We start from the raw sequence: 21996 nt of genomic DNA on the forward strand, positions 1-21996 counted from the left end.
GGACTGTCTCCCGGTTGATCAGGGTTTGAGGCTTGTCTGGGGGCCGAGCGGGGCGGTCGCCTGCGAGGTCGCCGGCTCAGCCCTGGACGGGCGGCGCGCATCACCTCGCGGGGTGGTGCGGGCAAAGAAGATCACGATGGCCGCCAGCAGCGAAGTGGCCGCGAGCCCGTACAGACCGCCTTGAATGGAACCGGTGGTCTGCTCCAGAAAGCCGAACGCAGTGGGTGCAACGAAGCCGCCCAGGTTGCCGATGGAGTTGATCAATGCAATGACTGCAGCGGCGATACGGGCATCCAGATAACCCTGTGGAATCGGCCAGAACAGCGCCGACGCTGCCTTGAAGCCGATCGCGGCAAAGCAGATGGCGACGAAGGCAAAGACCGGCCCGCCAGTTGTGGACATAAACATGCCGAATGCAGCGATCACCAGCGTCACGGCGACCCACGCCTGCTGATGCTTGAAGCGCGCAGCCAGAGCAGCGAAACCGTACATGGCGACAATCGAGATGAGCCACGGCACCGAGTTGAACAGCCCGACTTCGAAGTCGCTCAGGCTGCCCATCTTGCGAATCATGCTCGGCAGCCAGAACGTGGCGCCGTAGATGGTCAGGGCCACAGAGAAGTAGATGAAGCAGAACAGCATGATCTGCCGATCCGCCAGCAGCTTGAACACTGAAGGGCGGATGGTTTGCGTGGCTTCCCGAGCGCGCTGCTCCTCGGCGATGGCGTTGACCAGCGTGGTCTTTTCTTCCTCAGTCAGCCATTTGGCTTCATGAGGGTGCGACTGCAGCCAGAACCAGACGAACCCGCACAGCACAATCGAGGCGAAACCTTCGATCAGAAACATCCATTGCCAGCCGTGCAGGCTCAGGCCGCTGATGCCCAGCAACGCTCCGGACAGCGGCCCGGAAATCACCGAGGCGATGGCCGAACCGCTCAGAAACAACGCCATGGCCTTGCCACGGTCACTGGCAGGCAGCCATTGGGTGAAGTAATAGATGATCCCGGGAAAGAAACCCGCCTCGGCGGCACCAAGCACGAAACGCAACACGTAGAAGCTGGTTTCGCCCTGAACGAAGGCCATGGCCATGGCGGCCGCACCCCAGGTGAACATGATGCGGGTCAGCCAGGCGCGAGCGCCGTAGCGCTGCAGCAGCATGTTGGAAGGCACTTCAAACAGCGCATAGCCGACAAAGAACAGACCGGCGCCCAGCCCGTAGGCCGCTGCGCCGATGCCCAGATCGGTTTCCAGGTGGCTGCGCACAAAGCCGATGTTGACGCGGTCGATGTAATTGACGATGAACATCACCACGAACAGCGGCAGCACGTGGCGCTTCACCTTGCTGGCCGCACGGGCAAGCACCGTGGGGTCCGAAGCATGAGGGACGGTATTCAAGAGGCAACTCCCATTCATTGTTTTTTTGGGGATAAGCCGATCATGGACGCTGTGATTATTCCCGTCTAATCTAGATATTGATTTGATTGATACCTGGAATGAATCAATGTTCGAGCTGGCCCAACTGCGCTGTTTCACCACCGTTGCCACGGAATTGAATTTCCGCAGAGCGGCCGAACGTCTGAACATGACCCAGCCGCCGCTGAGCCGACAGATCCAGTTGCTTGAGCACAATCTGGGCGTGGAGTTGTTCACGCGCAGCACCCGTAGCGTGGCGTTAACCGCCGCAGGGCGTGCATTTTTCATTGAGGCGCAGACACTGCTGGAGCGCGCCCAGCAAGCGGCCATTTCGGCCCGGCGCTTTGCCGAAGGCGATATCGGCTCGGTGACGATCAGCTTCGTTGGCAGCGCGGTGTACGAGTTCCTGCCCAAGGTGATCGCCGAGGCGCGGCTCAACCAGCCTCAGGTCAAGATATCCCTCACCGAGATGAATACCTACCAGCAGCACGAAGCGCTCAGGGCGCGGCGTATCGACCTGGGAATTGTGCGGGCTCCGTTGTTTCAGCCGGGCTACGAGACCGAGTGTCTGGTGCGTGAACCGTTCGTGCTGGCAGTGCCGGGCAACCACCCGCTGGCCGAGGCTTCGTCGGTCGCAGTTGAAGATCTCGACGGTGCCCCATTCCTCATGTACTCACACTCGGCCTATCCGCCCTTCAACGAGCTGCTGACCGGCATGTTCCGTTCGGCCCGTGTTGCTCCGGATTATGTGCAGTGGCTCGGCTCGTCGCTGACGATTCTGGCGCTGGTGAACGCCGGAATGGGCCTGGCGCTGGTGCCGCGCTGCGCGACCAATGTGGTGTTCAAGGACGTGGTGTTTCGCGAGATCGATCTGGGCGAGGGTGTGCAGAGTGAGCTGCATCTGGTCTGGCGGACCGACAACGACAACCCGGCGTGCATGATGCTGCTCGAAGCGATCCGGGCTGCGGTGAAAGTCGATATGAATATTTGAAGTATTTGTGCCGAAGACGCTTGTAGTTCATGGCCGTCTACTATCATTCGTTCAATCGATAGTCACCATCAAGAAAGGCAAGTTCTGTTTTTTCGGCAAAGGAGGAGGATGGCGTCATAGCCACTTGCTCCGTAAAGAAGGAAACGAACGATGAACATTTTCAACCTGCTGACGTTTGTCGCTGTCTTGATCAGTGCGCCTCTGGCCACGTCGTCCGTTTCCGCTGCCACCACCCTCGACAACGCCCAGGCCTGCCACTTCCAGCCGGTAACGGACAGCCCTGCCAGCCTTCAGCATTCGCAGTCGGTCGGCGTGCTGTACAGCGAGAACACGGTCAGTAACCTTGAATACCTGACTAACTATCATGCCGTTGCCCAGCGCAGCGCTCGTAACAATGCGCTGGATTCACGCATTCGTGACGCTTTCATCAACAGCTCCGACCCGAAGTTGGCCATCGACTGGCTCACCGGCTCGCTGAAGAAAGAGTTCGCCTCGGTGACCGTCTACGACAATCTCGACGCAGTGATGCAGGCGCGCCCTGACGTGGTGGTGATGCTCGACACTTACAACCAACTGGTGAGCAAGCGCAACAATCAGGTCGAAGCCCGTTATCTGGCGCGTTTCTACGACGCCAACCTGCAGTACATCGGCAAGGCAGAGGGCGCAACCGGGCAGGCAATGCCTTCAGTCTGGGTCAAGGGCAAGGCCGCTCCTGAAATCGCTGCGCAGATCGACCTGCAGCGCGAACTGCAGGTCACCGCCCTGAAGCAGTTCGATGCCTCGCTCAAGGCGCTGGTCCTGCAGGCTGAGCGGGATCAAGTGGCTGCAAACTGATCCCCCCCGCCGAATAATTCATCTCACGCGATCAAGGCTCTGTACCGTAAGGTCCAGAGCCTTTTGCATGTCCAGGCGCGCCGAACGGCCCACGTCCTTGTCGTGCAGCTTGAATTCCCGCTCGGACGGCAGGATGGGGGCAGTCAGGTCGTCCGCGCCCACCGGTTCGAAGTCATAATTGCTGCCGATGGTCATGGCACTGCGACGCAGCAACATGCGGATTTGCTCAGGCGTGAGTCTGGGGTTGATCGACAGCATGGCAGCCACCATGCCCGTGACCATGGGCGTGGCGTAGGACGTGCCGCAGTGCACCGCACCCTGTTCGCCAGCCTTGGCCGTTGACGCGCGGGTGCAGGCGGACGCCATGATGTCGACGCGCATATCGACATTGGAGGATTCGCGCTTCTCGACATAGGCCGGATCATCCACGGCCACGTCATCGCGCTCGGTGCGCTGATGGCCGCCGACCACCAGCAACTGATCAGTGATAAAGGAGGAGGGCAGGCGGTATTCGTCGGTGCTCGAGAACGAAGAGCCGTTGCCTGCCGAGTTCACCACCAGCACATCCGGGTGTTTCTCGCGCAGCCAGAGAAAGAACTCCTCCAGCAGTTCTTCATAGCCGGACATGGCGAGTCCTGAGCGGATCAGCGAATCGACATCATCCCCCTGGATATTCTTCGCTCCGATCCGGTGAATACCCCAGCTCCAGTTCAACACCCTGACGCCGTCTTCGACCAGATTGACCGAGGCCGCCACGTTGGCGGTGATGCCTGCGTCGGAGTTGCGCTCCACGATCACGTCGAAGCCCTGACTCGCGCCGTCCAGCGATTTGAGAAAGCCGGTGTTGCCACCCTCGGCGGTATTGGCCGCCAGAATGCCGGTCACCGTAGTCCCATGCCCGTCAGGCTTGCGGGCGTCACGGGCAAACACGCAAGTGCGTGGTGCGCCGCTGTGGCAGTCGCCTCGGTAATCGGCAAAGTCCGGCGTGTCGAAATCCACGTTGCGCTCGATGATGCCGACGCGAATCGGCACAGGCTTGATGGGCGACACCTTGCCCGGAATACGGCGCTGGTAGTAATTCACGGCGTCCATGAAGCGGTTGGCGGTCCATTGTTCGCGCGTCGGTTTTTCCTGCTTGCCGTCCGAAGGCGGTGCTTCACCTTCTGCGGCCTCGGCCTGGGACTCTTCGATGACGACGGCGTCGACACTGACCTCGCTGCCCATGCGCAGCACCATGGCGTCGCGCTCCACCAGATTTTTTGTCGGCAGGCGCAGTTGCCAGGTGTTGAGCGGTGCAATCGAGCCGACGACAGTTGCGCCGAATTTCTGCGCAATTCTCTGCGCTTCTTCGTGGCCGTCGAACCGTTCTTCGATGATCAGGCTGATCAGGTTTACATAGGTGGTCAGCCCATCCATGTTTTTCGCGACTTCATCCGGCGTAGCGGCCAGGACGTGACTGCCTGCCATGCTCAGCCAGACCGCATTGCTGCTGTTGCCGTCCTGTCGCAGCCACAGCGGGCCGCTTTGCCAGTCGGCGTATTTCAACTGCACCCGCAGGCGATCGCCGTCACGCTGGATGGCGCTCTCGGGCAGTGTCTTGCCGGCGAGTCTGATTTCAACCGGGCCCTTGCCCATGCCTTCTGCGCTGAGGCAAAACGTCTGCTGTTGGCGGTCGAGCAGGTCGTCACAGCGTTGCAGGCGCTCGATGCGCAGCGTGTCGTCGGCAAGTGCGAGCGATGAACAGGTCAGGGTGGCAGCGACAAGCAGGGTACGGCTGAACATGCGGATGTCCTGGACAGGGCGTGAAGTAGCGTTCTGACTGCCGGGCGTCGTACATGGTTCAGGACTGCCAGGATCCATCTGTGTTGCCGTGCCCGCGCGAAATGCCTGGGCACGGCAACGCTGTCAGTTCAGCGGGCAGTTGATCACTTGCGCAAAATTGTTGGCGAAAGCGGTTTGTGACACGCCAGTCACGAACGAGACGGGCCTTGAGCCGTCTTTCTTGACGACAACCTGTCCGCAGTGGTTGTCGTGTTCGGAACTGATGGTGTTCACCGCCAGGTACTCGGCATTGGTTTTGGTGGCGCTAATACCACCCGCCATCAGTAGCGTCGCCAACGGGTCGAAAATAGGCACTGGCAGGTTGCCTTCGGCGTGTGTGCCGGACTTGACTTCAAGCACCTTGCGCACCAGGGTCGCCACAGGATCGGTCGCGGTGATCCGCGTCGAGTAGGTCGGGTCGAGTATCACCTGATTGCACGCGTCCAGCGGCACCAGCGTCAGGGGCAGCGTCGAACCGAATACGCTGTCGGCCGCCACGGCATCCACAAACACATTCCACTCTGCATAATAGTTGCTGCTATAAGCAGGCCCCTGATCCCAGGCAGGCTGTGCGTTGTTCAAACCGGCTACGTTACCGTCGACATAAACGGCACCCGCCATTGCATAAATGCTGTCGAGATTGGCAAAGTCGCTCGGAGTTGTGCTCAAAGACAACATCTTTGCAATGTTGGTAAAGCCACCCAGCGAAAGAATCGTGATGGGGGCACTGCTGTTCTTGATTGTTTCAAACAGAAACGTCCAGGCGGGCGTATCCGAGAGCGCAGGAAGTTGTGCAGGGTTCAATGTCCCCAAAAGCCCCATGACATCGTTCATATCGTTCTTGAAGTCCTGGGGAAAGCGGTAGTCATGCTCCAGTGGTGTGTTCGTGCCACGGGCAACGACGGTATCAAGCCGGTTGCCGATCCCCAGCAAATGGCGGGCGATGATCACACCCCAGCCCAGATCAGTTTCGCCACAGCCGGTGACCGTGATGCCGACGATGTCGATATCCGGGCGTTTCATCAGATACGCAATGGACAGCACATCGTCCCAGCCCATATCCGTGTCGATAATAACTTTCCTGTTCATCTTACTTCTCCGTGTATTCCTAAAAAGGGCCGGGCGTGGCACTCAGTGACTGAAAACAAGCGCGCTCGCTAAAAAGCGTGTGTGGTGAGTTCTTTTCTGCGTTTTGGTTCAATTCGCGGGGATTTTAAATCGCCCTGATATATACAACAGCTACCGGTCTGCGTCGAGTCGGCGCAGACCGGTAAAGTTGGAAACTATTCAACTGGAAATCCGCTTGAAAGTCGTATTTTGTGTTAAAGAAAGAGTGGACCTGGCCGAGAGCATGACAAGCGAGCCGCACGTTGCCCGGCCCGCATGAAATACAGCAAGCCACGTGCGCTTTGACTGTGGTAACAGAGAAGCCTTGCGATGCTGAAAAACCTGTTGGGTACGCTGCGTACCCTGATATCAGTGCCCACCGATCAACCCCGGCTGCTTCAGGCCCAATACATAGCCTTGTCCCGTCAACTGCCGTTGATGTACTTCGTGTTGCTGGTCAACACCTGGGCGCTCGCGTTCACGCATCGTTCCGCGCCGATGTGGCTGACCCTGCTGGTACCGGGATTGCTGACACTGGTGTGCGGCATTCGCGCCCGTATGTGGTTGCGCACGGTCAATCGACTGCCGTCCGAAGCGATGATCCTCGCCACCTTGCGCAGCACCAATGGCCTGGCGGGAATCATTGCCGCTGCGTTTGCAGGCTGGTCACTGGCGCTTTATCCATACGGCGGCGCCTATGCACAGGCCCATGTGGCCTTTTTCATGGGCATCACAGTGATTGTGTGCATCTTCTGCATGATGCACCTGCAGCCTGCCGCACTGACGACGGCGGTGATTGTGAACGCGGCCTTCGTGGTGTTCTTCGCCTCGACCCATAACACGATCTTCATCGCCACGGCAGTGAACATCGTGCTGGTGTCGATCGGCATGCTGATCATTCTTCGTTATCAATACCGCGACTTCACTCGCCTGGTAACGGTACAGGTGCAGACCGAGCGACTGAGTAATGAAAACCTGCTGCTGGCCAATCAGGACAGCCTGACCGGACTGCCCAACCGGCGTCAGTTTTTCCAGACCCTGGATCTGGCAATGACGGAGGCGCTGGAGAAGGGCGCGGGGCTTGCGGTCGGCATACTGGATCTGGATGGATTCAAACCGGTCAATGATCTTTACGGTCATCGTACGGGCGACCAATTGCTGGTCATGGTCGCCGATCGCCTGAAGCAGGTGGCGAGCGATACGGTGCACGTATCGCGGCTGGGTGGCGATGAATTCGCCCTGGTCATCAAAGGCGACATCAGCCGAGAAGCTTTGCTGGCCTTGGGCAAACGCCTGTGCGATCAGATGCATGAGCAGTTCGAACTGTTGGAAATGCCGATCCAGATCGGCGCCACGTTTGGCATTGCGACCTATCCTGCGACAGCCGACAACGCCACCCAGTTGTTCGAATACGCGGACTACGCGCTCTATCAGGGAAAGCATCACAATCCCGGTTCGACCTGCCTGTTTTCTGCCAGTCATCGTCAACAGCTGCACGCCGATGGTGTCACTGAGCAGGCGCTGCGCCGGGCCAGCCTGGAGACCGAGTTCTACGTGCTGTTCCAGCCCATCATGAACAGCCGGAGCCGGGAAACAGTCGCGTTCGAAGCGCTTGCCCGCTGGAACAGTCCAGAACTGGGCGCGGTGTCGCCTGCGCGCTTCATTCCCATCGCCGAGCGCATCGGCATGATCAACAAACTGACTGCGCCATTGCTGACACATGCCCTGCAGAAGGCGCTGTCATGGCCTGCGCCCATCAGATTGTCGTTCAACCTGTCGGCGCATGATTTTGCCACGTGCGAGAGCGTCAATCTGATCGTGGAGATCATCGAAAACAGCGGTTTTGACCCATCGCGACTGGATCTTGAAATCACCGAGACGGCCGTGATGAAAGACATCGCTCAAGTGCAGCAGGCGGTCAACCAGTTCCGGCAACTGGGATGCGGGATTTCGCTGGATGACTTCGGTACGGGGTATTCGAGCCTGAGCCAGTTGCACGCACTGGCGCTGACCAAGCTCAAGATCGATCGTAGCTTCGTGACCGGCGTTCACGACAACCCGGCCAGCTACAAGATCGTCAAATCGCTGGTTGCCTTGAGCCTGGACATGTCGCTCGGTTGCGTGATCGAGGGCGTGGAGACGCAGGAAGAGCTCAGTGCTCTGGAAACTCTGGGCTGCACGCTGGTTCAAGGCTATTTCTACAGCCCGCCGATCAGCTTTGAAGACACACTGAAATGGCTCGACACACCCGGTGATGAACGCGGCTTCGGGTGACTGTGTCTTACGCAGCGCAAGGAGCCTGGTGAGCGCTCAGCGTGGGGCCTGTTATGATGCACGCCATCATTCCCCGGAACCCCCTCCATGAGCAAACCCGGCCAGACCGTTCTTGTATCACTGCGCAAGATGATCGCATCAGGCGAGCTGGCAGCTGGAGAACGCTTGATGGAAGTGCCCACCGCCGAGCGATTCGGCGTGTCGCGCATGCCGGTGCGCATGGCCTTTCGCACGCTGGAGCAGGAAGGGCTGCTGGTGCCTTTCGGCGGTCGCGGTTTTCAGGTGCGTTCGATCAGCCCGCATGAAATCGCCGGAGCGGTTGAAGTTCGTGGCGTGCTTGAAGGTCTGGCAGCGCGGCAGATGGCGGAAATCGGGGTCAGTCAGCAGGCCCGGGATGAACTGGAAACCTGCCTGGTGCAAGGCGATGCGCTGTTCGCCAAGGGCTTTGTGACCGAGGATGACCTTGAGGTCTATCACGACCTGAACATGCGTCTGCACCGGGTGATCGTCGAAGGCAGTGGCAACCCGGCGATTGCCGATGCGCTGGCGCGTAATGATCATTTGCCGTTCGCCTCGGTCACCGCGCTTGCCGTGGATCGCAATGATCTGGTGCGTGAGTTCCGGCGCTTCAACTTCGCGCACATGCAGCACCACGCTGTGGTGGATGCGTTGATCAATGGCCAGAGCGCGCGTGCCGAATCGATCATGCGCGAGCACGCCAACGCCACGCTGCGTTATGCCGAGATATTCGGCGCTGGCGTTCATGAGCGCATGAAGGTTATCCAGCGCTCCGAATAGTCAGATGTCGAGTACCAGCAAGGGTGTTTTCGAGCGAGAGCAGCACGGGGTGAACTGGTCGTTGAGCGCCTGTTCGGCCTCGGTCAGAAACAGGTCCCGATGATCGGGAATGCCTTTGAGCACTCGAGTCAGACAGGTGCCGCACACACCCTGTTCGCAGGACAGTGGGATGTCGATGCCATTGCTTTCCAGCACCTGAGCGACGGTCTTGTTGGCCGGCACGCTGAGCACTTGGCCGGTGCTGACGATTTCCACCGAGAAGCTGCCGTCGTTGCTGGTGTCCACGGGCGCTGCGCTGAAGTATTCGCGATGCAGCTGATGCTCCGGCCAGCCCTGGGCGTGAGCTGTGTCGAGAATATGCTGCATGAATCCGCTGGGGCCGCAGACGTACACCTGCGCATCGGCATCGGGATCGGCCAGCACTGTCAGCGTGTCGAGTCGCGTTTCCGGTCGATCATCGAAATGCAGGCTGACCTGATCGGCGAATGCGGACTGTTTCAGGCGCTCCACGAATGCTGCGCGGTCTACCGAGCGGGCGCAGTAGTGCAATTCAAAGGGCTGGTCGTTTTGCGCCAGATGCTCGGCCATGCACAGGATCGGCGTGATCCCAATACCACCCCCGAACAGCAGGGTACGGCTTGCTCGCTCGGCGAGCGGAAACAGGTTTCGCGGTTCGCTGATGCTCAGGTGAGTGCCCGGATGAATCTGTTGGTGCAGGGCGCGAGAGCCGCCCCGTGAAGCCGGATCGTTGAGCACGCCGATCAGGTAGCGATGGCGTTCTGTGGGCGGGTTGCATAAAGAGTACTGGCGAATCAGGCCGTCCGGCAGGTGCACGTCGATGTGCGAACCGGCAGTGAAGGGCGGCAGCAGTCCGCCGTCGGTTCGCACCAGTTCATAGCTGCAGATGTCCAGCGCTTCGTCCGTGCGCGATAACACAGTCACGTCGATCATGTCGCACCTCGGGTTCAATTCAGGTTGGCCACGGCAATCTGGTCGCCGCTGGCGGCCTGTTCGCTGGCGATCAGTCGCTCGATAATCTTGCGGGACTGCACGCCACCCGCGTCGATGTTGAGTTTGAGCAGCTTGCGGTGCGGATGCTGGAGCAGGTTCTGCTGCTGGCGCTCGAGCATTTCCAGGTCCTCGGTGAAGATCTTGCCCTGGCCTTCGCGAATGCTTGCCGTCAGGGCTTCGTCCTGCGGATTGAAGTTGCGCGCCATGCCCCAGAAGTACCAGATGGACGTGTCGGTTTCCGGGGTGATGAAGTCGACGACGATGCTTGACGCCTTGAATTCGCGAGGGGCGTTGTAGCCGCCTTTTCCGGCGTGAGCGACTCCCACTTCAATATGAACGTGGCTGGGCGGTGTGAAACGGCATATCTGCCAGCGGTCCACCGGCACGTCGTCGGCCAGGTTGTTGCCACGCAGCGCCATCTGCCAGAACGGCGGCGGCATGATGTTTTCCATGTGCCGGGCAGTGACCACTTCTTCGCCTTCGACGGTGGTCACCGGCGGCGCCTCGTCGATTTCCTTCTGGCCGATGCTGGAGGCATGGACGTAGGTTTCGTGGGTGAGGTCCATCAGGTTGTCGATCATCAGGCGGTAATCGCACTGAATGTGAAACAGCCCTCCGCCATACGCCCATTGATCACTCACAGCCCACTCCAGATGAGGAATCAGGGCGGCATCGGCCTTGTCCCGTTCACCCGGCCAGACCCAGATGAATCCGTAACGCTCGACGGCGGCAAAGGTCTTGTTGCAGGGAAAGCCCCTGACACGCTGACCGGGCATGGCGACCGTCTGGCCATCGCCACCCATCACCAGACCATGGTAACCGCATACCAGTTGCCCGTTCTCGACAAAACCCAGGGAGAGCGGAGCGCCGCGATGCGGGCAGAAGTCCTCGAGGGCCACGATCTGCTGATCCTGATCGCGGTAGAACACCATCTTCTCATTGCAGATTTGCCTGCCGAGCGGCTTGTCTGTGACTTCATCCGCTGCACAGGCCACGTACCACGTATTTTTCGGATGCATGAGGGTTCTCCACGGTTCGGTTTTGTTGTTATGGATCCATCAGGTTCAGCCAGAAATGTGGCTTGAGCTATTAATGCCACAAGGAGAGGGAAAATAAAATGATTAAATTGGTTAACTATTATTTAGTGGATCCATTAGGGTTTGCGAATGACATGGAAAAGAGCCCTTCCAGAGGGCTATGTGATCTGGCCCGGGCATAAAAGTTGTGTGATTGGGTCTGATCAGTGCGCTTGAGATCCCTGATCGTTCCCACGCTCCAGCGTGGTAACGCCTCTCAGGACGCTCCGCGTCCGCTCTCGAATGCGACGCAGAGCGTGGATAAGATCAGTGGATCTGAATCAGGGCTGCAAGGCATCGCGCAGCAGGGGCGCGAGTTCGTCCAGCAGGGTCTGGACGGAACGCAAGGCGCGGCAGTCGGGGCGGGTCAGGAGCCAGAGGTCGGTGCTGCAGCCTTCCAGTGGCGCGCTCAGTTTCTCGACGCCTGAAAGTCCGCGAGCGGTGAAGTCTGTCAGGGCCGCGACGCCGAGTCCGGCCGCGACCAGTTGCGACACGGCGGACATGCTGCTGCAGCGATAACGTGGCACGACGTCCGGAAATGCCTGGTTGCGCCAGATCACAGAAGTGTGGTCCGGCATCGAGTCGTCAGGGCTTATCCATGGCACAGACGAGGGCGCTGTTTCCAGTGCATCACGAAAGCCGGGCACCCCGCAGATCACGTATTCGGCCGTACCGATGCGTCGACCCACCAAGTGTTCCGGTGGCGTGTTGGTCAGGCGCAACGCGATATCAGCGTCCCGACGGCTGAGGTTGGCGAAGGAATTGGAGGTTGCCAGCTCCAGTGTGAGCGCCGGGTAGTTGGGCATGAAGCGGGCGAGGGCGGGCAGCAGCAGGTTGTGCAGCACAGCGTCGGTGCAGGTCAGGCGCACGGTCCCGCTCACCACGTTCTCGCCTTGCTGCAAGGCGATACGCGCTGCGTTCAACGCAAGCTCCGCGCGTTCTGCCTGTTCAGCCATGGCACTGGCGGTATCGGTGGGGATGTAGCCTCGTCGGTTCTTTTCGAACAGGGCGATGCCCAGCGCAGCCTCAAGGCGTTTGATTGAACGGAATGCCGTGGAAATATCGACGTTCAGCAGCTCTGCAGCACGGGCGAGGGTGCGGCCTCTGACCAGTGCGAGCACCAGAGAAAGATCCGAATGGCTGACTTCATATTGCATCGCTGCACAGTTTCCTTGCCTGAGTGCCCATGTCGATTGCGTAGCTGAATATCCTAGACTTGTTTCAATTGCGCTGGATAGCGTCTTATTCATCTCAAGCCCAGTGCGCAACCTTTCAAATCAGGACCTGAATCATGTCTCGACTTCCCTTGATCGGCGTCACCGCCTGCCGTCAGCAACTGGGCAAATACTCTTCCCACACGGCCGGCGACAAATATGTCGAAGCGGCCGGTTTTGCAGGCATCCCTGTAATCCTGCCAGCCCTGAATGTACCGACCGAACCAGCGCAGATACTCGAGCACCTGGACGGCCTGCTGTTCACCGGATCACCTTCCAATGTGGAGCCTCATCATTACAACGGCACGCCAAGTATCGAAGGCACCGCTCATGATGCGTTCCGTGATCGCAACACGCTGCCGCTGCTCAGGGCCGCCATCGCCCAGGGCGTTCCGTTGCTGTGCATCTGCCGTGGGTTTCAGGAACTGAACGTAGCGCTGGGCGGCAGCCTGCACCAGCGGGTTCAGGATTTACCCGGCTATCTGGATCATCGCGAGCCGCAGAGCGACGTGGTGGCCGAGCAATACGTGCCGCAACATGATGTCTCGGTGCAGCCGGGTGGCATCCTCGAGTCTCTGGGGCTGGCACCCGGCTTTGCAGTGAACAGCCTGCACAGTCAGGGTATTGATCGCCTTGCGTCCGACTTGCGCGCTGAAGCGCTTGCACCCGACGGGCTGGTGGAAGCTGTTTCGCTGCCTGGTGCACCGGGTTTTGTGCTGGGCGTGCAGTGGCATCCCGAATGGGCGCTGATGGAGAATCCGGTGTCACTGAAAATGTTCGAAGCGTTTCGCGATGCATGTCAGGTTTATGCACGCGCACGGTCAGCGATCAACTGCTGAGCCTTGCCGACAAACATGATTTAATATCCGGCCTCATGGCTCCAGGCGCACCGCTGCGTTGGAGCCGAGTTTCTTCACCGGATTTTTTTCGCATAAGGCCATTATGGATACGGGAGCACGACTCAAGCTGGTGCGTGAAAGCTACAAGCTGTCGCAACGCGAACTCGCCAGACGCAGTGGTGTGACCAATGCCACGATTTCCCTGATCGAACAGAACCGCGTGAGCCCCTCCATCAGTTCGCTCAAGAAGCTGCTGGAAGGCATTCCGATGTCGCTGGCCGACTTCTTCACATTCGACCAGCCGCCGGGGCAGGATCAATACGTGTTTCGAGGCGGCGACCAGCCTGATCTGGGCCGCAACGGCGTGCGTCTGTTACTGGTAGGCGCGACGCTGCCCACCCGTCAGATGCGCTTTCTGCGCGAGCAGTACGCGCCGGGTGCCGACTCGGGCGAAGAACCCATCGTGCACAGCGAAGGCGAGGAGTGCGGTATGGTCACTCGCGGTACGGTCGAGCTGACCATCAATGGCCAGATCAATATTCTCGGTCCCGGCGATGGCTACTATTTCCCGACAACCTTGCCGCATCGTTTCCGCAACATTGGCCAGGATGAGGCCGAAATCATCAGCGCCAACACCCCCGCCAACTTTTGATCATCCCCGCTGACTGCGTCTTAACGCAGACTCCAGGACACGCCCGCATAGACGCCCATACCATCGCCGGGCGTCGAGCGCGCCACGTCACGCCCGCCATCGTCGTAGCCCGGCGTCACCGTGTTGGCATAGCGTCGGTTAGTCAGATTGCGCAGGTCCAGCCAGGTTTGCCAGTCATCCTCGGGCGAGGCGTAGCCGAAGGTCGCGCCCAGCAAGGTGTACTGATCGGCGTAGAAGGAATTCGCGTAATCGACGGCGATCTTCGAGGCATGCTCCGTATTCAATCCTGCGTAAAACCCGGTCGGATGGCTGTAGCGCAATTCAGCCTGATAATAATGCCGTGGAATGCCGGGGAGGGCGTTGTCGCCAAACCGGTCATCGTCCCGATAGTGAAAGTCGCTGAATGTGTACGCCTGACGCAGATCCAGCTTGCCAGCGGCACCGCCTTGCCACAGCGGGCTGTCGAGGCTCAGCTCGACGCCGGTGTGAACCGTCGGGCTGGCGTTGGATTCGGCAATCACCTGCGAATAGGTCGCGCTGGCGGCCTGGGTTTCGACGCTCAATAACTCGTGCCTGACCTGTGAGTAATACCACCCCGCTTGCCAGTCGCCCATCCATGCCCGGCCGCGCCCTCCGAGTTCCAGAGTAGTCGCGGTCTGGTTTTCAAGTTTCACGCCAACACGTTGCAGACCTGTCGCCGGGCCGCTTCCAGCGGGAAAGAACTGGTTCGAGCCCCAGATCATCGACCACGCATGAGGCGGTTCGACCGAGCGGCTCAGATTGCCGTAGACCTGCAATTGCGGTGTGAAGTCATAACGCAGGCCGAGACGTGACGCATAGTCCCAGTCGTGGGTGCTGACCGCTTGCTGGGTAGCGGGGTAGGTGACACTGGTTTCGCGGCGGGTGTAAATCGCAGCAACGCCTGTGGTCAGCCACAGGTCGGGAACCAACTCCAGGTCGTTGCTCAGTTGCAGAACGCTGTCCGAGCCCAGATAGCTGTAGTCACGGGTTCTGGTGCCTGGCGTATAGCTCGCAGTGTTGCCAGCAGGGATGCGCACGAATTCTGAAGCGCCATTTTTCGGCAAGCCCTTGGTGGTGCGCAGGCCCAGGGTCGTGTTGCTCTGGCGGCCGAACACGGTGTCCTGTCGAATGTAATTCAGCGTACCGCTGATGTCGGTGTAGGCGACCTTCAGGCGGTTGGTGCCTTCGCGCAGGTCCATCGGATAATCGTGATAGACCAGACCGGTTTCGATTCTGGAACTGTCATCCAGGTAGAGCGTGGTCTTGTTGCCCAGCCAGGTGCTGCCCGGCTGCAGGCGCTTGGAATCACGTGCTGCGTTGAGCGTGTTGGCGGCACGCGGATCGTGACGAATCTGATCGCGTGTCAGCCGACCCGGCGAGTCGTTGTCGGTTTCCCGGTAACGAAAGAAGAAGCGGGTTTCCAGATCAGGGCTGAAACGATAGCCGACGTTCGCGGCGATGCCCTTGCTGCCGCCAGCGCTGTGATCCTGAAAACCGTGGTAGTTGGAATTGGTCAGGGCGACGTAGTAATCCAGATCGCCGAGCACATCGCCGGAGCTGACCTGCCGTTTGGTGTAACCGTGGCTGCCGGCTTCATAGCGCACTTGCAGGCGCGGCGCGTCGTAGCCGGTGTGAGTGATGTAGTTGACTGCGCCGCCGAGCGCCAGCGATCCCAGCTCAAAACCGTTCGCGCCACGGCGCACTTCGACATGGCTCAGCCACAAAGGCTCCTTGAGCTCATACGGTGTGCCGCCGGGGCCGGTGAGCGGCAACCCGTCGAGCATTTCAAACAGCCCCGAGGCGTGCGCGCCGGGTGCCCGATTCAGCCCGGAACCACGGATGGAAATCTTCGCGCCTTCGTTGTTGGCTGCCTTTGCGTAGATACCTGCCTGATAGCGGAACACGTCTTCGTTGGTGGCCACGCGCCCCTGATCAACTCGATTCAGGTCCACAACGTTGGTGCCGCCAGGCACGCTGCGCGAGGCATCACGAGCTGTTTCTGCAGGGCTTTGCACGGCTCTGCCATCCACTTCGATGCTGGACAGGTTCACGGTCTGTTCCGCGCGAACCTGAGTGGCGCAGGCAAGTGCTGTGGTCACGCCAAGCAGTTTCAGCACGGCAGCAAGCGGGAAGGGGGGAGTGTGTTGCACGTAAAAAGGCCTCTTGGCTGGGGCCGTTACGCACTACAGAAGGTGACGGCCATCGCAGAGCCGGTGGCCATGCGTGTTCTGGGGACAGAGGGTTCGATGCCGGATTTCTCCAGCACGTCACGTCTGGAGAGGTGTCAGTCACCGCTGGTCGGTGTCCGGGCAGATTCCGACAACTATCCAGGCTGGCCTGTTTCGAAAATGACAGGCGCTGAATCAGGCGCTTCTTTGAATCAGGAGAGCTTTATGACTGATAACACCTGTGCTTGTCCGCAATGTGAATGTGCAATCAACGCAGACACAGCAACGGAACGCGACGGGCAGCAATTTTGCTGCGAGGCCTGCGCGAACCACCACGTCAATCACGAGAAATGCCAGTCGCCGGGCTGTCATTGCGAAGAGGCGGCGGAAGACAAACTGGATGAGGCAATCGAGGAAACCTTCCCTGCCAGTGACCCGATTTCGCCCTGATACCGCTTTGTGCCAACACCATTTTCAAGGGACAGAATCGTGACTTTCTCAACTGCCTACTGCCGCCTGCGTCATCTGAAGCACTCGCAGGTGAGCAGACGTATTGCGCTGTTGGCGACGCTGACAGCGCTCTCGGCCTGCAACGGTACGGATACACGTCCGCCGGTATCGTCTCCGGGGGCTGACAAGCAGGCCTCGACTGCGGTGCTTGAGACCGGCGCCGCCATGCTTCAATCACGTCCGCCGCTCGATGCGTTGAATACGTATCTGGATGGCTTTCACTTCTACAACGGCACGATCGAATCGCAGATGGAAGCGCACCATTACTGCTCGATTCTCAACGAAGAGGTCATTCAGTGCGTGATCTACGACGGCAACGTCAAGGACGCGCACTTGATGGGCGTCGAGTACATCATCAGCGCCAGGTTGTTCGAAGGTCTGCCAACTGAAGAGAAAGCCTATTGGCACAGTCATTCCCATGAAGTGACGTCGGGTCAGCTGGTTGCTCCCGGTATTCCAGAACCTGCCGAACACGCGCTTATGGAAAAGCTGGTCAATACCTACGGCAAGACCTGGCATACGTGGCACACCGACAAGGACAAATCACTGCCCTTGGGTGTGCCTCAGTTGATGATGGGCTTTACCCGGGACGGACAGGCCGACCCGCAGATGGTCAAGGCGCGTGACCAACGGATGGGGCTGGACAGCGTCGCCGAACGCGAGGCGCGCAAGGACATCAAGCCTCACCCCGTGTTGCCGGGTGCAAACGCCTGGATGGATGGCAAGGTCATCCAGTTGCCCGATCCGAGCGGTACGGCGTCCCATCACCCAGCCCCGAGGGCACAGGATAAAGGCACGAACAGCCGGTCTCCTGCACCTTGAGTGTGGGATGCCCGCGTGAGTGCGCTTCGACAAAGGAGTGACTGCATGAACAGCTTGAATGAGGAGTTTGCGTACCAGGAGCTTTCACTGCTGGTGCCGCATGTCCTGTTCTTCGAAGACGACGGCGCCACGCCCAACAGCCGGTTTCCGGTGCTCGTTTATGAACTGGCGATTAACCCGGACATGGATGTGGCGGCGGCTTTCGAGCGCCTGTTCGAAAGCAACGAATGGTCGCCTCTCTGGCGGGACGGCGTATTCGACTACCACCATTACCACTCCACGGCCCATGAGGTGCTGGGCGTCGCCAGCGGGCACGCCACACTGCGGCTGGGTGGTGAACATGGCAGCGATCACAGGGTCAAGGCCGGCGATGTGCTTGTTCTTCCAGCCGGAACCGGTCACTGTCGCCTTGAGCAGAGTGAAGACTTTCTGGTAGTCGGTGCCTATCCGCGAGGCCAGGAAGACTATGACATTCAACGCGTCGATCCTTCGGTGCATGATCAGGCGGTCGCTCGCATCGCCAAGGTGCCGACGCCGCTTACCGATCCGGTCACAGGGCAGGGCGGATCGCTGATCGATACCTGGATCGATGACGAGCACGACGGGGGCTGACCCCGTCGTGACTGATGCAACTGGTGGTCAGGGTTCGAAGACTGCCCGCAGGCAGTGATCGGTCTTTTCCTTGAACATGGCGTAGCCCTTCGGCGAATCTTCCAGACTCATGCGATGGGTCAACAGGAACGAAGGATCCAGCTCGCCATTGCGGATATGGTTGAACAGGGTCGGGGCATAGCGCTGGCCCGGCTGTTGGCCGGAACGCAAGGTCAGTGCCTTGTTGACGATGGCGCCCATTGGAAACTTGTCCAGCAGCCCACCATAAACGCCGACCACTGACACCGTGCCGCCCTTGCGACAGGCGCGTATGGCCTGGCGCAGCACGGTGCCGCGTTCCGTGTGCAGGCGCAGCATCTGCTTGGCCTTGTCGTAGGCGTAATCGATTTCCGTGCCATGGGCTTCCATGCCAACGCAGTCGATACAGCGATCAGGGCCTCGACCCCCGGTCAACTCCAGCAGCGCTTCGTGCACATTGGTGGTTTCGTAGTTGATCACCGTTGCGCCGACCTTCTGTTGCGCCAGACGTAATCGGTCCGGATACCGGTCAATGGCGATCACCTGCTCGGCGCCCAACAGAAACGCGCTGCGTATCGCCATCAGACCGACGCCACCGCAGCCCCAGACCGCGACGATATCGCCGGGCTCGATGTCGGCGTTATCTGCTGCGAAGTAGCCCGTGGGTGCAGCATCGGAAACGAACAGCGCCTGATCGTCGTTCACCCCGTCCGGCACCGTGAACAGATTCACGTCGGCAAAGGGCACGCGAATGTAAGTGGCGTGGCTGCCTGCGTACCCACCGAAGGCATGGCTGTAGCCGATGATGCCGCAGCAGGGCTGGCCGTAAGCGATGTCAGTGGTCGAGGGGTTGGGGTTCGAGTTGTCGCAGCAGGAGAAGTCACTGCGTTTGCAGGGCTCGCACTGCCCGCAACCGATAATTGAAATGGTGATGACCCTGTCGCCTTTCTTGACGGTTTTCACCGCCGAACCGGTCTCGACCACTTCGCCGAGAAATTCATGGCCAATGATATCGCCCGGTTTCATTGCCGGGACGTAACCGCCCAGCAGGTGCAGGTCAGAGCCGCAGACCGAAGACAGTGTCACGCGAATGATCGCGTCACGGGGGTTGAGGATCGCAGGATCGGGGACCGTATCGACTTGCAGTTTGTTGGGGGCTTGCCAGGTCAGCGCGCGCATCAGGCATTCCCCCTTTCCAGCAGCGGTTGCGGACGCGGCAGGGCCGCTACCTCGGGCTGTTCATGCGCAGGCTCGGGGGTGTCGGTTGTCTGGCCGTGCAGGAACAGGAAGTCACGCACTTCGCTGGCCCGCATCTGATTGGTGCTCACTTCACCGGTCTCCAGATGCTGCTTGAGATTGCTCAACAGATTGAGCAGCGCCTTGTCGCTGAACGTACTGATGGCCTTGGCCAGTGCATGACCCAGGCTTCCTGCGCCGGGCTCGCAGACGGCAACGACCTTCAGCTCGGTGCCGCGGTTGCCTGGTGCGGGTTTGAGGTATGCCGAGATATCGTGCTGCCATTTGCCTTCGGGCCGGGTACGCCAGTGAAGGCTGTCGTGGATGTTCGAAGGCTGTCGTTGCACGGTCCAGCTCAGCTTGCGACCCAGCGGGCCGCGCACGGTCCATCGACTGGTATCTGCGTCAACGGCTTCGATGCTGTCGACCCATGGAATCAGCGGACCAATGTTCTGCGGTTGCTCCAGAAAATCGCGTACTTCGCTGAGGGGCTTGCCGATGGTGACACTGCGGGAAACGGCTTCACTGGCCTTCCAGCCGTGAGCGTTCTGAAACTGATGTTCAAACGGGGTCGGGGCCAGGCTGCGCTTTATCGCGCAACGCCCGGTGGCGCCGCGAAACACGCAGTAAGCGCCAGCGGCCGCTCCCAGCAAGCCGACGACACCGCCGCGGCGCAGGGCGGTGAACAGCAACAGGCTGCCGGCAGTGATGGACAGGGCGCGTTCGGTTGTTTTCAGCTCGGGATGGTTGACGCGCCAGATGGTGGACCTGGCTGCAACCAGTGGTAGTTGATTCATGAGTCACTCCTCGTCGAATCAATGACAGCGGGATCGTCGAGCGGCAACTGCAGTGATACGCGCCCGACCACTGTCTGGTCTTTAGGGTATCGTTATCAGCGCTTTGCCTCGACGTTCGGCGATTCCGAGCGATTCAGGAACGCTCTGGTGATTTCAGGCAAGTGCTCGCGCAGCCAGTCCGCCATGGCGACTTCCTGCTTCAGGATCTGTTCGCAATCCTTGCGGATCTGAGGTTCGCCCGCAGCCTCCGCGGCCTCGATGAGTACGGTGTACGTAGCGATTTCAATGTTCTCGAACACATAACCGCTCATCGCGCCTTTGACGACTTCATCGGACATCAACATGCCACCCAGTCCCTGACCGACTGCCATCAGCTTTCCGCCAATGTCCTTTATTGTCGAAGGGCTGCTGTCCAGACGCGTGAGGCATGCCTCGACCTTCTGCTGTTGACCCCGTGTTTCTTCGATGTGCTGTTCGATCCGTTTTTTGAGTACCGGATAATGCTCAAGTCTCTCCGCCTGGGCCGTCAGCATTTTTTCCGCCTGTTGCTCCATGGCGTGTGCATCGCGCAGCCAATCGATAAGGTTGTCCTGTTTTGTCGTCGTGCTCATGGTGCGTACCTTTTCTGAGTGAGTGGTAAAAAGTAGAAAAATGCTGCGTTGAACCGGTTCCGAGGTTTGCCCGGCAGGGTGACGAATGGCCCTGAAACAGGCATCAGCCGACCAACACCTCGAGTTCCAGGCCCTGCGGGTTCATGCATTGCCAGCGCCAGGCATCGGTCAGCATGGCTTCAAGGTCATGTCGGGCCTGCCAGTTCAATTCACGCTGCGCCTTGCCCGGATCCGACCAGCACGCGGCCACGTCGCCTGCGCGCCGAGGCTCGAAGACGAGGGGCACCTTGACGCCCGAGATTCGCTCGAAGGTCTTCACCACTTCGAGCACCGAATACCCTCGACCGGTGCCCAGATTCCAGATGGACACGCCGCGCTGGGTGCCTATGCGGGCCAATGCTTGCAAATGGCCCTCGGCCAGATCCATCACATGCAGGTAATCCCGTACGCCGGTGCCATCAGGTGTCGGGTAATCATTGCCGAATACATGCAGGGCAGGGCGCTGCCGATTGGCGACCTGCAGCAGGAATGGCAGCAGGTTATTGGGTGTGTTGCGTGGAGATTCACCCAGCATTCCGGATGGATGCGCGCCAATTGGATTGAAGTAGCGCAACAGGCCAATGGCCCAGCGCGGGTCCGAACCGGCGGCGCTCTTCATCACGTGTTCGGCCATGAGTTTGGAATGGCCGTAGGGATTGGTCGGCAGGCCCAGCGCGCAGGTTTCGTCCAGCGGCATGCGGTCGGCTTCGCCATAGACCGTGGCCGATGAGCTGAACAGCAGGTTGAAGACGCCGGCCTCGGCCATCGCCTGGCAGAGATTGACGCTGCCACTGACATTGGTCTCGAAATAGCGCAGTGGCTCACGCACACTTTCGCCCACGGCCTTGAGGCCCGCACAGTGCACGACCGCTTCTATGGGGTATTCGGCAAACAGGGCATGCAGAGTGGCCTTGCTGCGAACGTCTCCAGGAATGAAGTCGAAATGTCTTCCGGTGATGTTTGCCACCCGATCAAGCATTTCTCGCGAGCTGTTGCACAGGTTGTCCAGCACCAGCACCTCGTTGCCGTGCTCAAGCAGCGCCAGCACGATATGAGCGCCAATGTATCCCGCACCACCGGTCACTAGGATCATGGTTGTCCTTCCTTTGGTTTTCGCGGCCTCGGGGAGAGG

20 protein-coding genes are annotated in these 21996 nt (G+C 59.7%); 9 read left to right on the plus strand and 11 right to left on the minus strand.

The annotated features are described in order from the left end of the window. Positions 1 to 18 precede the first annotated feature (18 nt). Positions 19 to 1362, minus strand: a complete 1344-nt coding sequence (locus AC0IXS_RS00240) for an MFS transporter (RefSeq protein WP_191954910.1) — start codon at positions 1360 to 1362, stop codon at positions 19 to 21. A 139-nt stretch (positions 1363 to 1501) separates the two neighbouring features. Here AC0IXS_RS00240 and AC0IXS_RS00245 point away from each other — a divergent pair, with 139 nt between their 5' ends. Continuing rightward, on the plus strand, positions 1502 to 2404 hold the full coding sequence (locus tag AC0IXS_RS00245; protein ID WP_122668309.1) for a LysR family transcriptional regulator: 903 nt from the start codon (positions 1502 to 1504) through the stop codon (positions 2402 to 2404). A gap of 150 nt (positions 2405 to 2554) precedes the next feature. Continuing rightward, a complete protein-coding gene (locus tag AC0IXS_RS00250) occupies positions 2555 to 3238 on the plus strand; it encodes a hypothetical protein (protein ID WP_057408238.1) in 684 nt (227 codons plus the stop codon). Between the two features lie 18 nt (positions 3239 to 3256). Here the strand turns inward: AC0IXS_RS00250 and AC0IXS_RS00255 are convergent, their stop codons facing one another. Continuing rightward, on the minus strand, positions 3257 to 5020 hold the full coding sequence (locus AC0IXS_RS00255) for a S8/S53 family peptidase (protein ID WP_057408239.1): 1764 nt from the start codon (positions 5018 to 5020) through the stop codon (positions 3257 to 3259). 123 nt (positions 5021 to 5143) lie between these two features. Then, complete coding sequence (locus AC0IXS_RS00260) at positions 5144 to 6148, minus strand: nucleoside hydrolase (protein ID WP_122690235.1); 1005 nt, start codon at positions 6146 to 6148, stop codon at positions 5144 to 5146. A gap of 348 nt (positions 6149 to 6496) precedes the next feature. Here AC0IXS_RS00260 and AC0IXS_RS00265 point away from each other — a divergent pair, with 348 nt between their 5' ends. Together AC0IXS_RS00265 and AC0IXS_RS00270 are read left to right on the plus strand one after the other, a co-directional pair. Further along, on the plus strand, positions 6497 to 8440 hold the full coding sequence (locus AC0IXS_RS00265) for a putative bifunctional diguanylate cyclase/phosphodiesterase (RefSeq protein ID WP_122574503.1): 1944 nt from the start codon (positions 6497 to 6499) through the stop codon (positions 8438 to 8440). Between the two features lie 87 nt (positions 8441 to 8527). Beyond that, a complete protein-coding gene (locus AC0IXS_RS00270; protein WP_057408242.1) occupies positions 8528 to 9238 on the plus strand; it encodes a GntR family transcriptional regulator in 711 nt (236 codons plus the stop codon). Here AC0IXS_RS00270 and AC0IXS_RS00275 read toward each other — a convergent pair whose 3' ends face one another. The 3 genes from AC0IXS_RS00275 to AC0IXS_RS00285 form a co-directional block, all read right to left on the minus strand. Beyond that, positions 9239 to 10189, minus strand: a complete 951-nt coding sequence (locus AC0IXS_RS00275; protein WP_025996146.1) for a PDR/VanB family oxidoreductase — start codon at positions 10187 to 10189, stop codon at positions 9239 to 9241. It lies immediately after the preceding gene. A gap of 14 nt (positions 10190 to 10203) precedes the next feature. Next, positions 10204 to 11268 carry an aromatic ring-hydroxylating dioxygenase subunit alpha gene (locus tag AC0IXS_RS00280; RefSeq protein ID WP_122523154.1) on the minus strand — a complete coding sequence of 355 codons (1065 nt, stop codon included), beginning with the start codon at positions 11266 to 11268 and terminating at the stop codon, positions 10204 to 10206. A 338-nt stretch (positions 11269 to 11606) separates the two neighbouring features. Continuing rightward, the gene (locus AC0IXS_RS00285) at positions 11607 to 12482 is read right to left on the minus strand and encodes a LysR family transcriptional regulator (RefSeq protein WP_122434663.1); all 876 of its coding nucleotides are present in this window, start codon (positions 12480 to 12482) and stop codon (positions 11607 to 11609) included. Positions 12483 to 12616: 134 nt separating this feature from the next. On the opposite strand from AC0IXS_RS00285, the gene AC0IXS_RS00290 reads away from it, so the two are divergent. After that, positions 12617 to 13378: a gamma-glutamyl-gamma-aminobutyrate hydrolase family protein gene (locus AC0IXS_RS00290; protein ID WP_449117416.1), complete on the plus strand. Its 762-nt coding sequence runs from the start codon at positions 12617 to 12619 to the stop codon at positions 13376 to 13378. Positions 13379 to 13481: 103 nt separating this feature from the next. Next, a complete protein-coding gene (locus tag AC0IXS_RS00295) occupies positions 13482 to 14030 on the plus strand; it encodes a cupin domain-containing protein (protein WP_029242594.1) in 549 nt (182 codons plus the stop codon). A 20-nt stretch (positions 14031 to 14050) separates the two neighbouring features. On the opposite strand, the gene AC0IXS_RS00300 is transcribed toward AC0IXS_RS00295, so the two are convergent. Next, positions 14051 to 16201 carry a TonB-dependent receptor family protein gene (locus AC0IXS_RS00300; protein ID WP_471823367.1) on the minus strand — a complete coding sequence of 717 codons (2151 nt, stop codon included), beginning with the start codon at positions 16199 to 16201 and terminating at the stop codon, positions 14051 to 14053. A 243-nt stretch (positions 16202 to 16444) separates the two neighbouring features. Between AC0IXS_RS00300 and AC0IXS_RS00305 the strand changes: the two genes are divergently transcribed. The 3 genes from AC0IXS_RS00305 to AC0IXS_RS00315 are packed head-to-tail and all read left to right on the plus strand — an operon-like array spanning position 16445 to position 18163. Further along, positions 16445 to 16669, plus strand: coding sequence for a metallothionein (locus AC0IXS_RS00305; RefSeq protein WP_137202138.1), 225 nt, complete (start codon positions 16445 to 16447; stop codon positions 16667 to 16669). 39 nt (positions 16670 to 16708) lie between these two features. Then, positions 16709 to 17551, plus strand: a complete 843-nt coding sequence (locus AC0IXS_RS00310; protein ID WP_424481863.1) for an OBAP family protein — start codon at positions 16709 to 16711, stop codon at positions 17549 to 17551. 45 nt (positions 17552 to 17596) lie between these two features. Then, the gene (locus AC0IXS_RS00315) at positions 17597 to 18163 is read left to right on the plus strand and encodes a cupin domain-containing protein (protein ID WP_057408246.1); all 567 of its coding nucleotides are present in this window, start codon (positions 17597 to 17599) and stop codon (positions 18161 to 18163) included. 27 nt (positions 18164 to 18190) lie between these two features. On the opposite strand, the gene AC0IXS_RS00320 is transcribed toward AC0IXS_RS00315, so the two are convergent. The 4 genes from AC0IXS_RS00320 to galE all read right to left on the minus strand — a co-directional run bounded on the left by AC0IXS_RS00320 (position 18191) and on the right by galE (position 21957). Continuing rightward, positions 18191 to 19360 carry a zinc-dependent alcohol dehydrogenase gene (locus AC0IXS_RS00320; protein WP_004882339.1) on the minus strand — a complete coding sequence of 390 codons (1170 nt, stop codon included), beginning with the start codon at positions 19358 to 19360 and terminating at the stop codon, positions 18191 to 18193. After that, positions 19360 to 20214, minus strand: a complete 855-nt coding sequence (locus AC0IXS_RS00325) for an SRPBCC family protein (RefSeq protein WP_471823370.1) — start codon at positions 20212 to 20214, stop codon at positions 19360 to 19362. The genes AC0IXS_RS00320 and AC0IXS_RS00325 overlap by 1 nt, the downstream gene beginning before the upstream one ends. 95 nt (positions 20215 to 20309) lie before the next feature. Continuing rightward, positions 20310 to 20825 carry a ferritin-like domain-containing protein gene (locus AC0IXS_RS00330; RefSeq protein ID WP_043303621.1) on the minus strand — a complete coding sequence of 172 codons (516 nt, stop codon included), beginning with the start codon at positions 20823 to 20825 and terminating at the stop codon, positions 20310 to 20312. A gap of 103 nt (positions 20826 to 20928) precedes the next feature. After that, positions 20929 to 21957 carry a UDP-glucose 4-epimerase GalE gene (gene galE / locus AC0IXS_RS00335; RefSeq protein ID WP_471823372.1) on the minus strand — a complete coding sequence of 343 codons (1029 nt, stop codon included), beginning with the start codon at positions 21955 to 21957 and terminating at the stop codon, positions 20929 to 20931. Positions 21958 to 21996: the final 39 nt, after the last annotated feature.

The organism is Pseudomonas sp. AC016 (assembly GCF_979253365.1).

Excerpts from the sequence above, each read along its gene's own strand:
- AC0IXS_RS00250 (WP_057408238.1), top strand. The coding sequence starts at position 2,555 with ATGAACATTTTCAACCTGCTGACGTTTGTCGCTGTCTTGATCAGTGCG.
- AC0IXS_RS00285 (WP_122434663.1), bottom strand. The coding sequence starts at position 12,482 with ATGCAATATGAAGTCAGCCATTCGGATCTTTCTCTGGTGCTCGCACTG.
- galE (WP_471823372.1), bottom strand. The coding sequence starts at position 21,957 with ATGATCCTAGTGACCGGTGGTGCGGGATACATTGGCGCTCATATCGTG.
- AC0IXS_RS00275 (WP_025996146.1), bottom strand. The coding sequence starts at position 10,189 with ATGATCGACGTGACTGTGTTATCGCGCACGGACGAAGCGCTGGACATC.
- AC0IXS_RS00280 (WP_122523154.1), bottom strand. The coding sequence starts at position 11,268 with ATGCATCCGAAAAATACGTGGTACGTGGCCTGTGCAGCGGATGAAGTC.
- AC0IXS_RS00290 (WP_449117416.1), top strand. The coding sequence starts at position 12,617 with ATGTCTCGACTTCCCTTGATCGGCGTCACCGCCTGCCGTCAGCAACTG.
- AC0IXS_RS00325 (WP_471823370.1), bottom strand. The coding sequence starts at position 20,214 with ATGAATCAACTACCACTGGTTGCAGCCAGGTCCACCATCTGGCGCGTC.
- AC0IXS_RS00305 (WP_137202138.1), top strand. The coding sequence starts at position 16,445 with ATGACTGATAACACCTGTGCTTGTCCGCAATGTGAATGTGCAATCAAC.
- AC0IXS_RS00260 (WP_122690235.1), bottom strand. The coding sequence starts at position 6,148 with ATGAACAGGAAAGTTATTATCGACACGGATATGGGCTGGGACGATGTG.
- AC0IXS_RS00330 (WP_043303621.1), bottom strand. The coding sequence starts at position 20,825 with ATGAGCACGACGACAAAACAGGACAACCTTATCGATTGGCTGCGCGAT.
- AC0IXS_RS00315 (WP_057408246.1), top strand. The coding sequence starts at position 17,597 with ATGAACAGCTTGAATGAGGAGTTTGCGTACCAGGAGCTTTCACTGCTG.
- AC0IXS_RS00320 (WP_004882339.1), bottom strand. The coding sequence starts at position 19,360 with ATGCGCGCGCTGACCTGGCAAGCCCCCAACAAACTGCAAGTCGATACG.
- AC0IXS_RS00270 (WP_057408242.1), top strand. The coding sequence starts at position 8,528 with ATGAGCAAACCCGGCCAGACCGTTCTTGTATCACTGCGCAAGATGATC.
- AC0IXS_RS00295 (WP_029242594.1), top strand. The coding sequence starts at position 13,482 with ATGGATACGGGAGCACGACTCAAGCTGGTGCGTGAAAGCTACAAGCTG.
- AC0IXS_RS00265 (WP_122574503.1), top strand. The coding sequence starts at position 6,497 with ATGCTGAAAAACCTGTTGGGTACGCTGCGTACCCTGATATCAGTGCCC.
- AC0IXS_RS00255 (WP_057408239.1), bottom strand. The coding sequence starts at position 5,020 with ATGTTCAGCCGTACCCTGCTTGTCGCTGCCACCCTGACCTGTTCATCG.
- AC0IXS_RS00245 (WP_122668309.1), top strand. The coding sequence starts at position 1,502 with ATGTTCGAGCTGGCCCAACTGCGCTGTTTCACCACCGTTGCCACGGAA.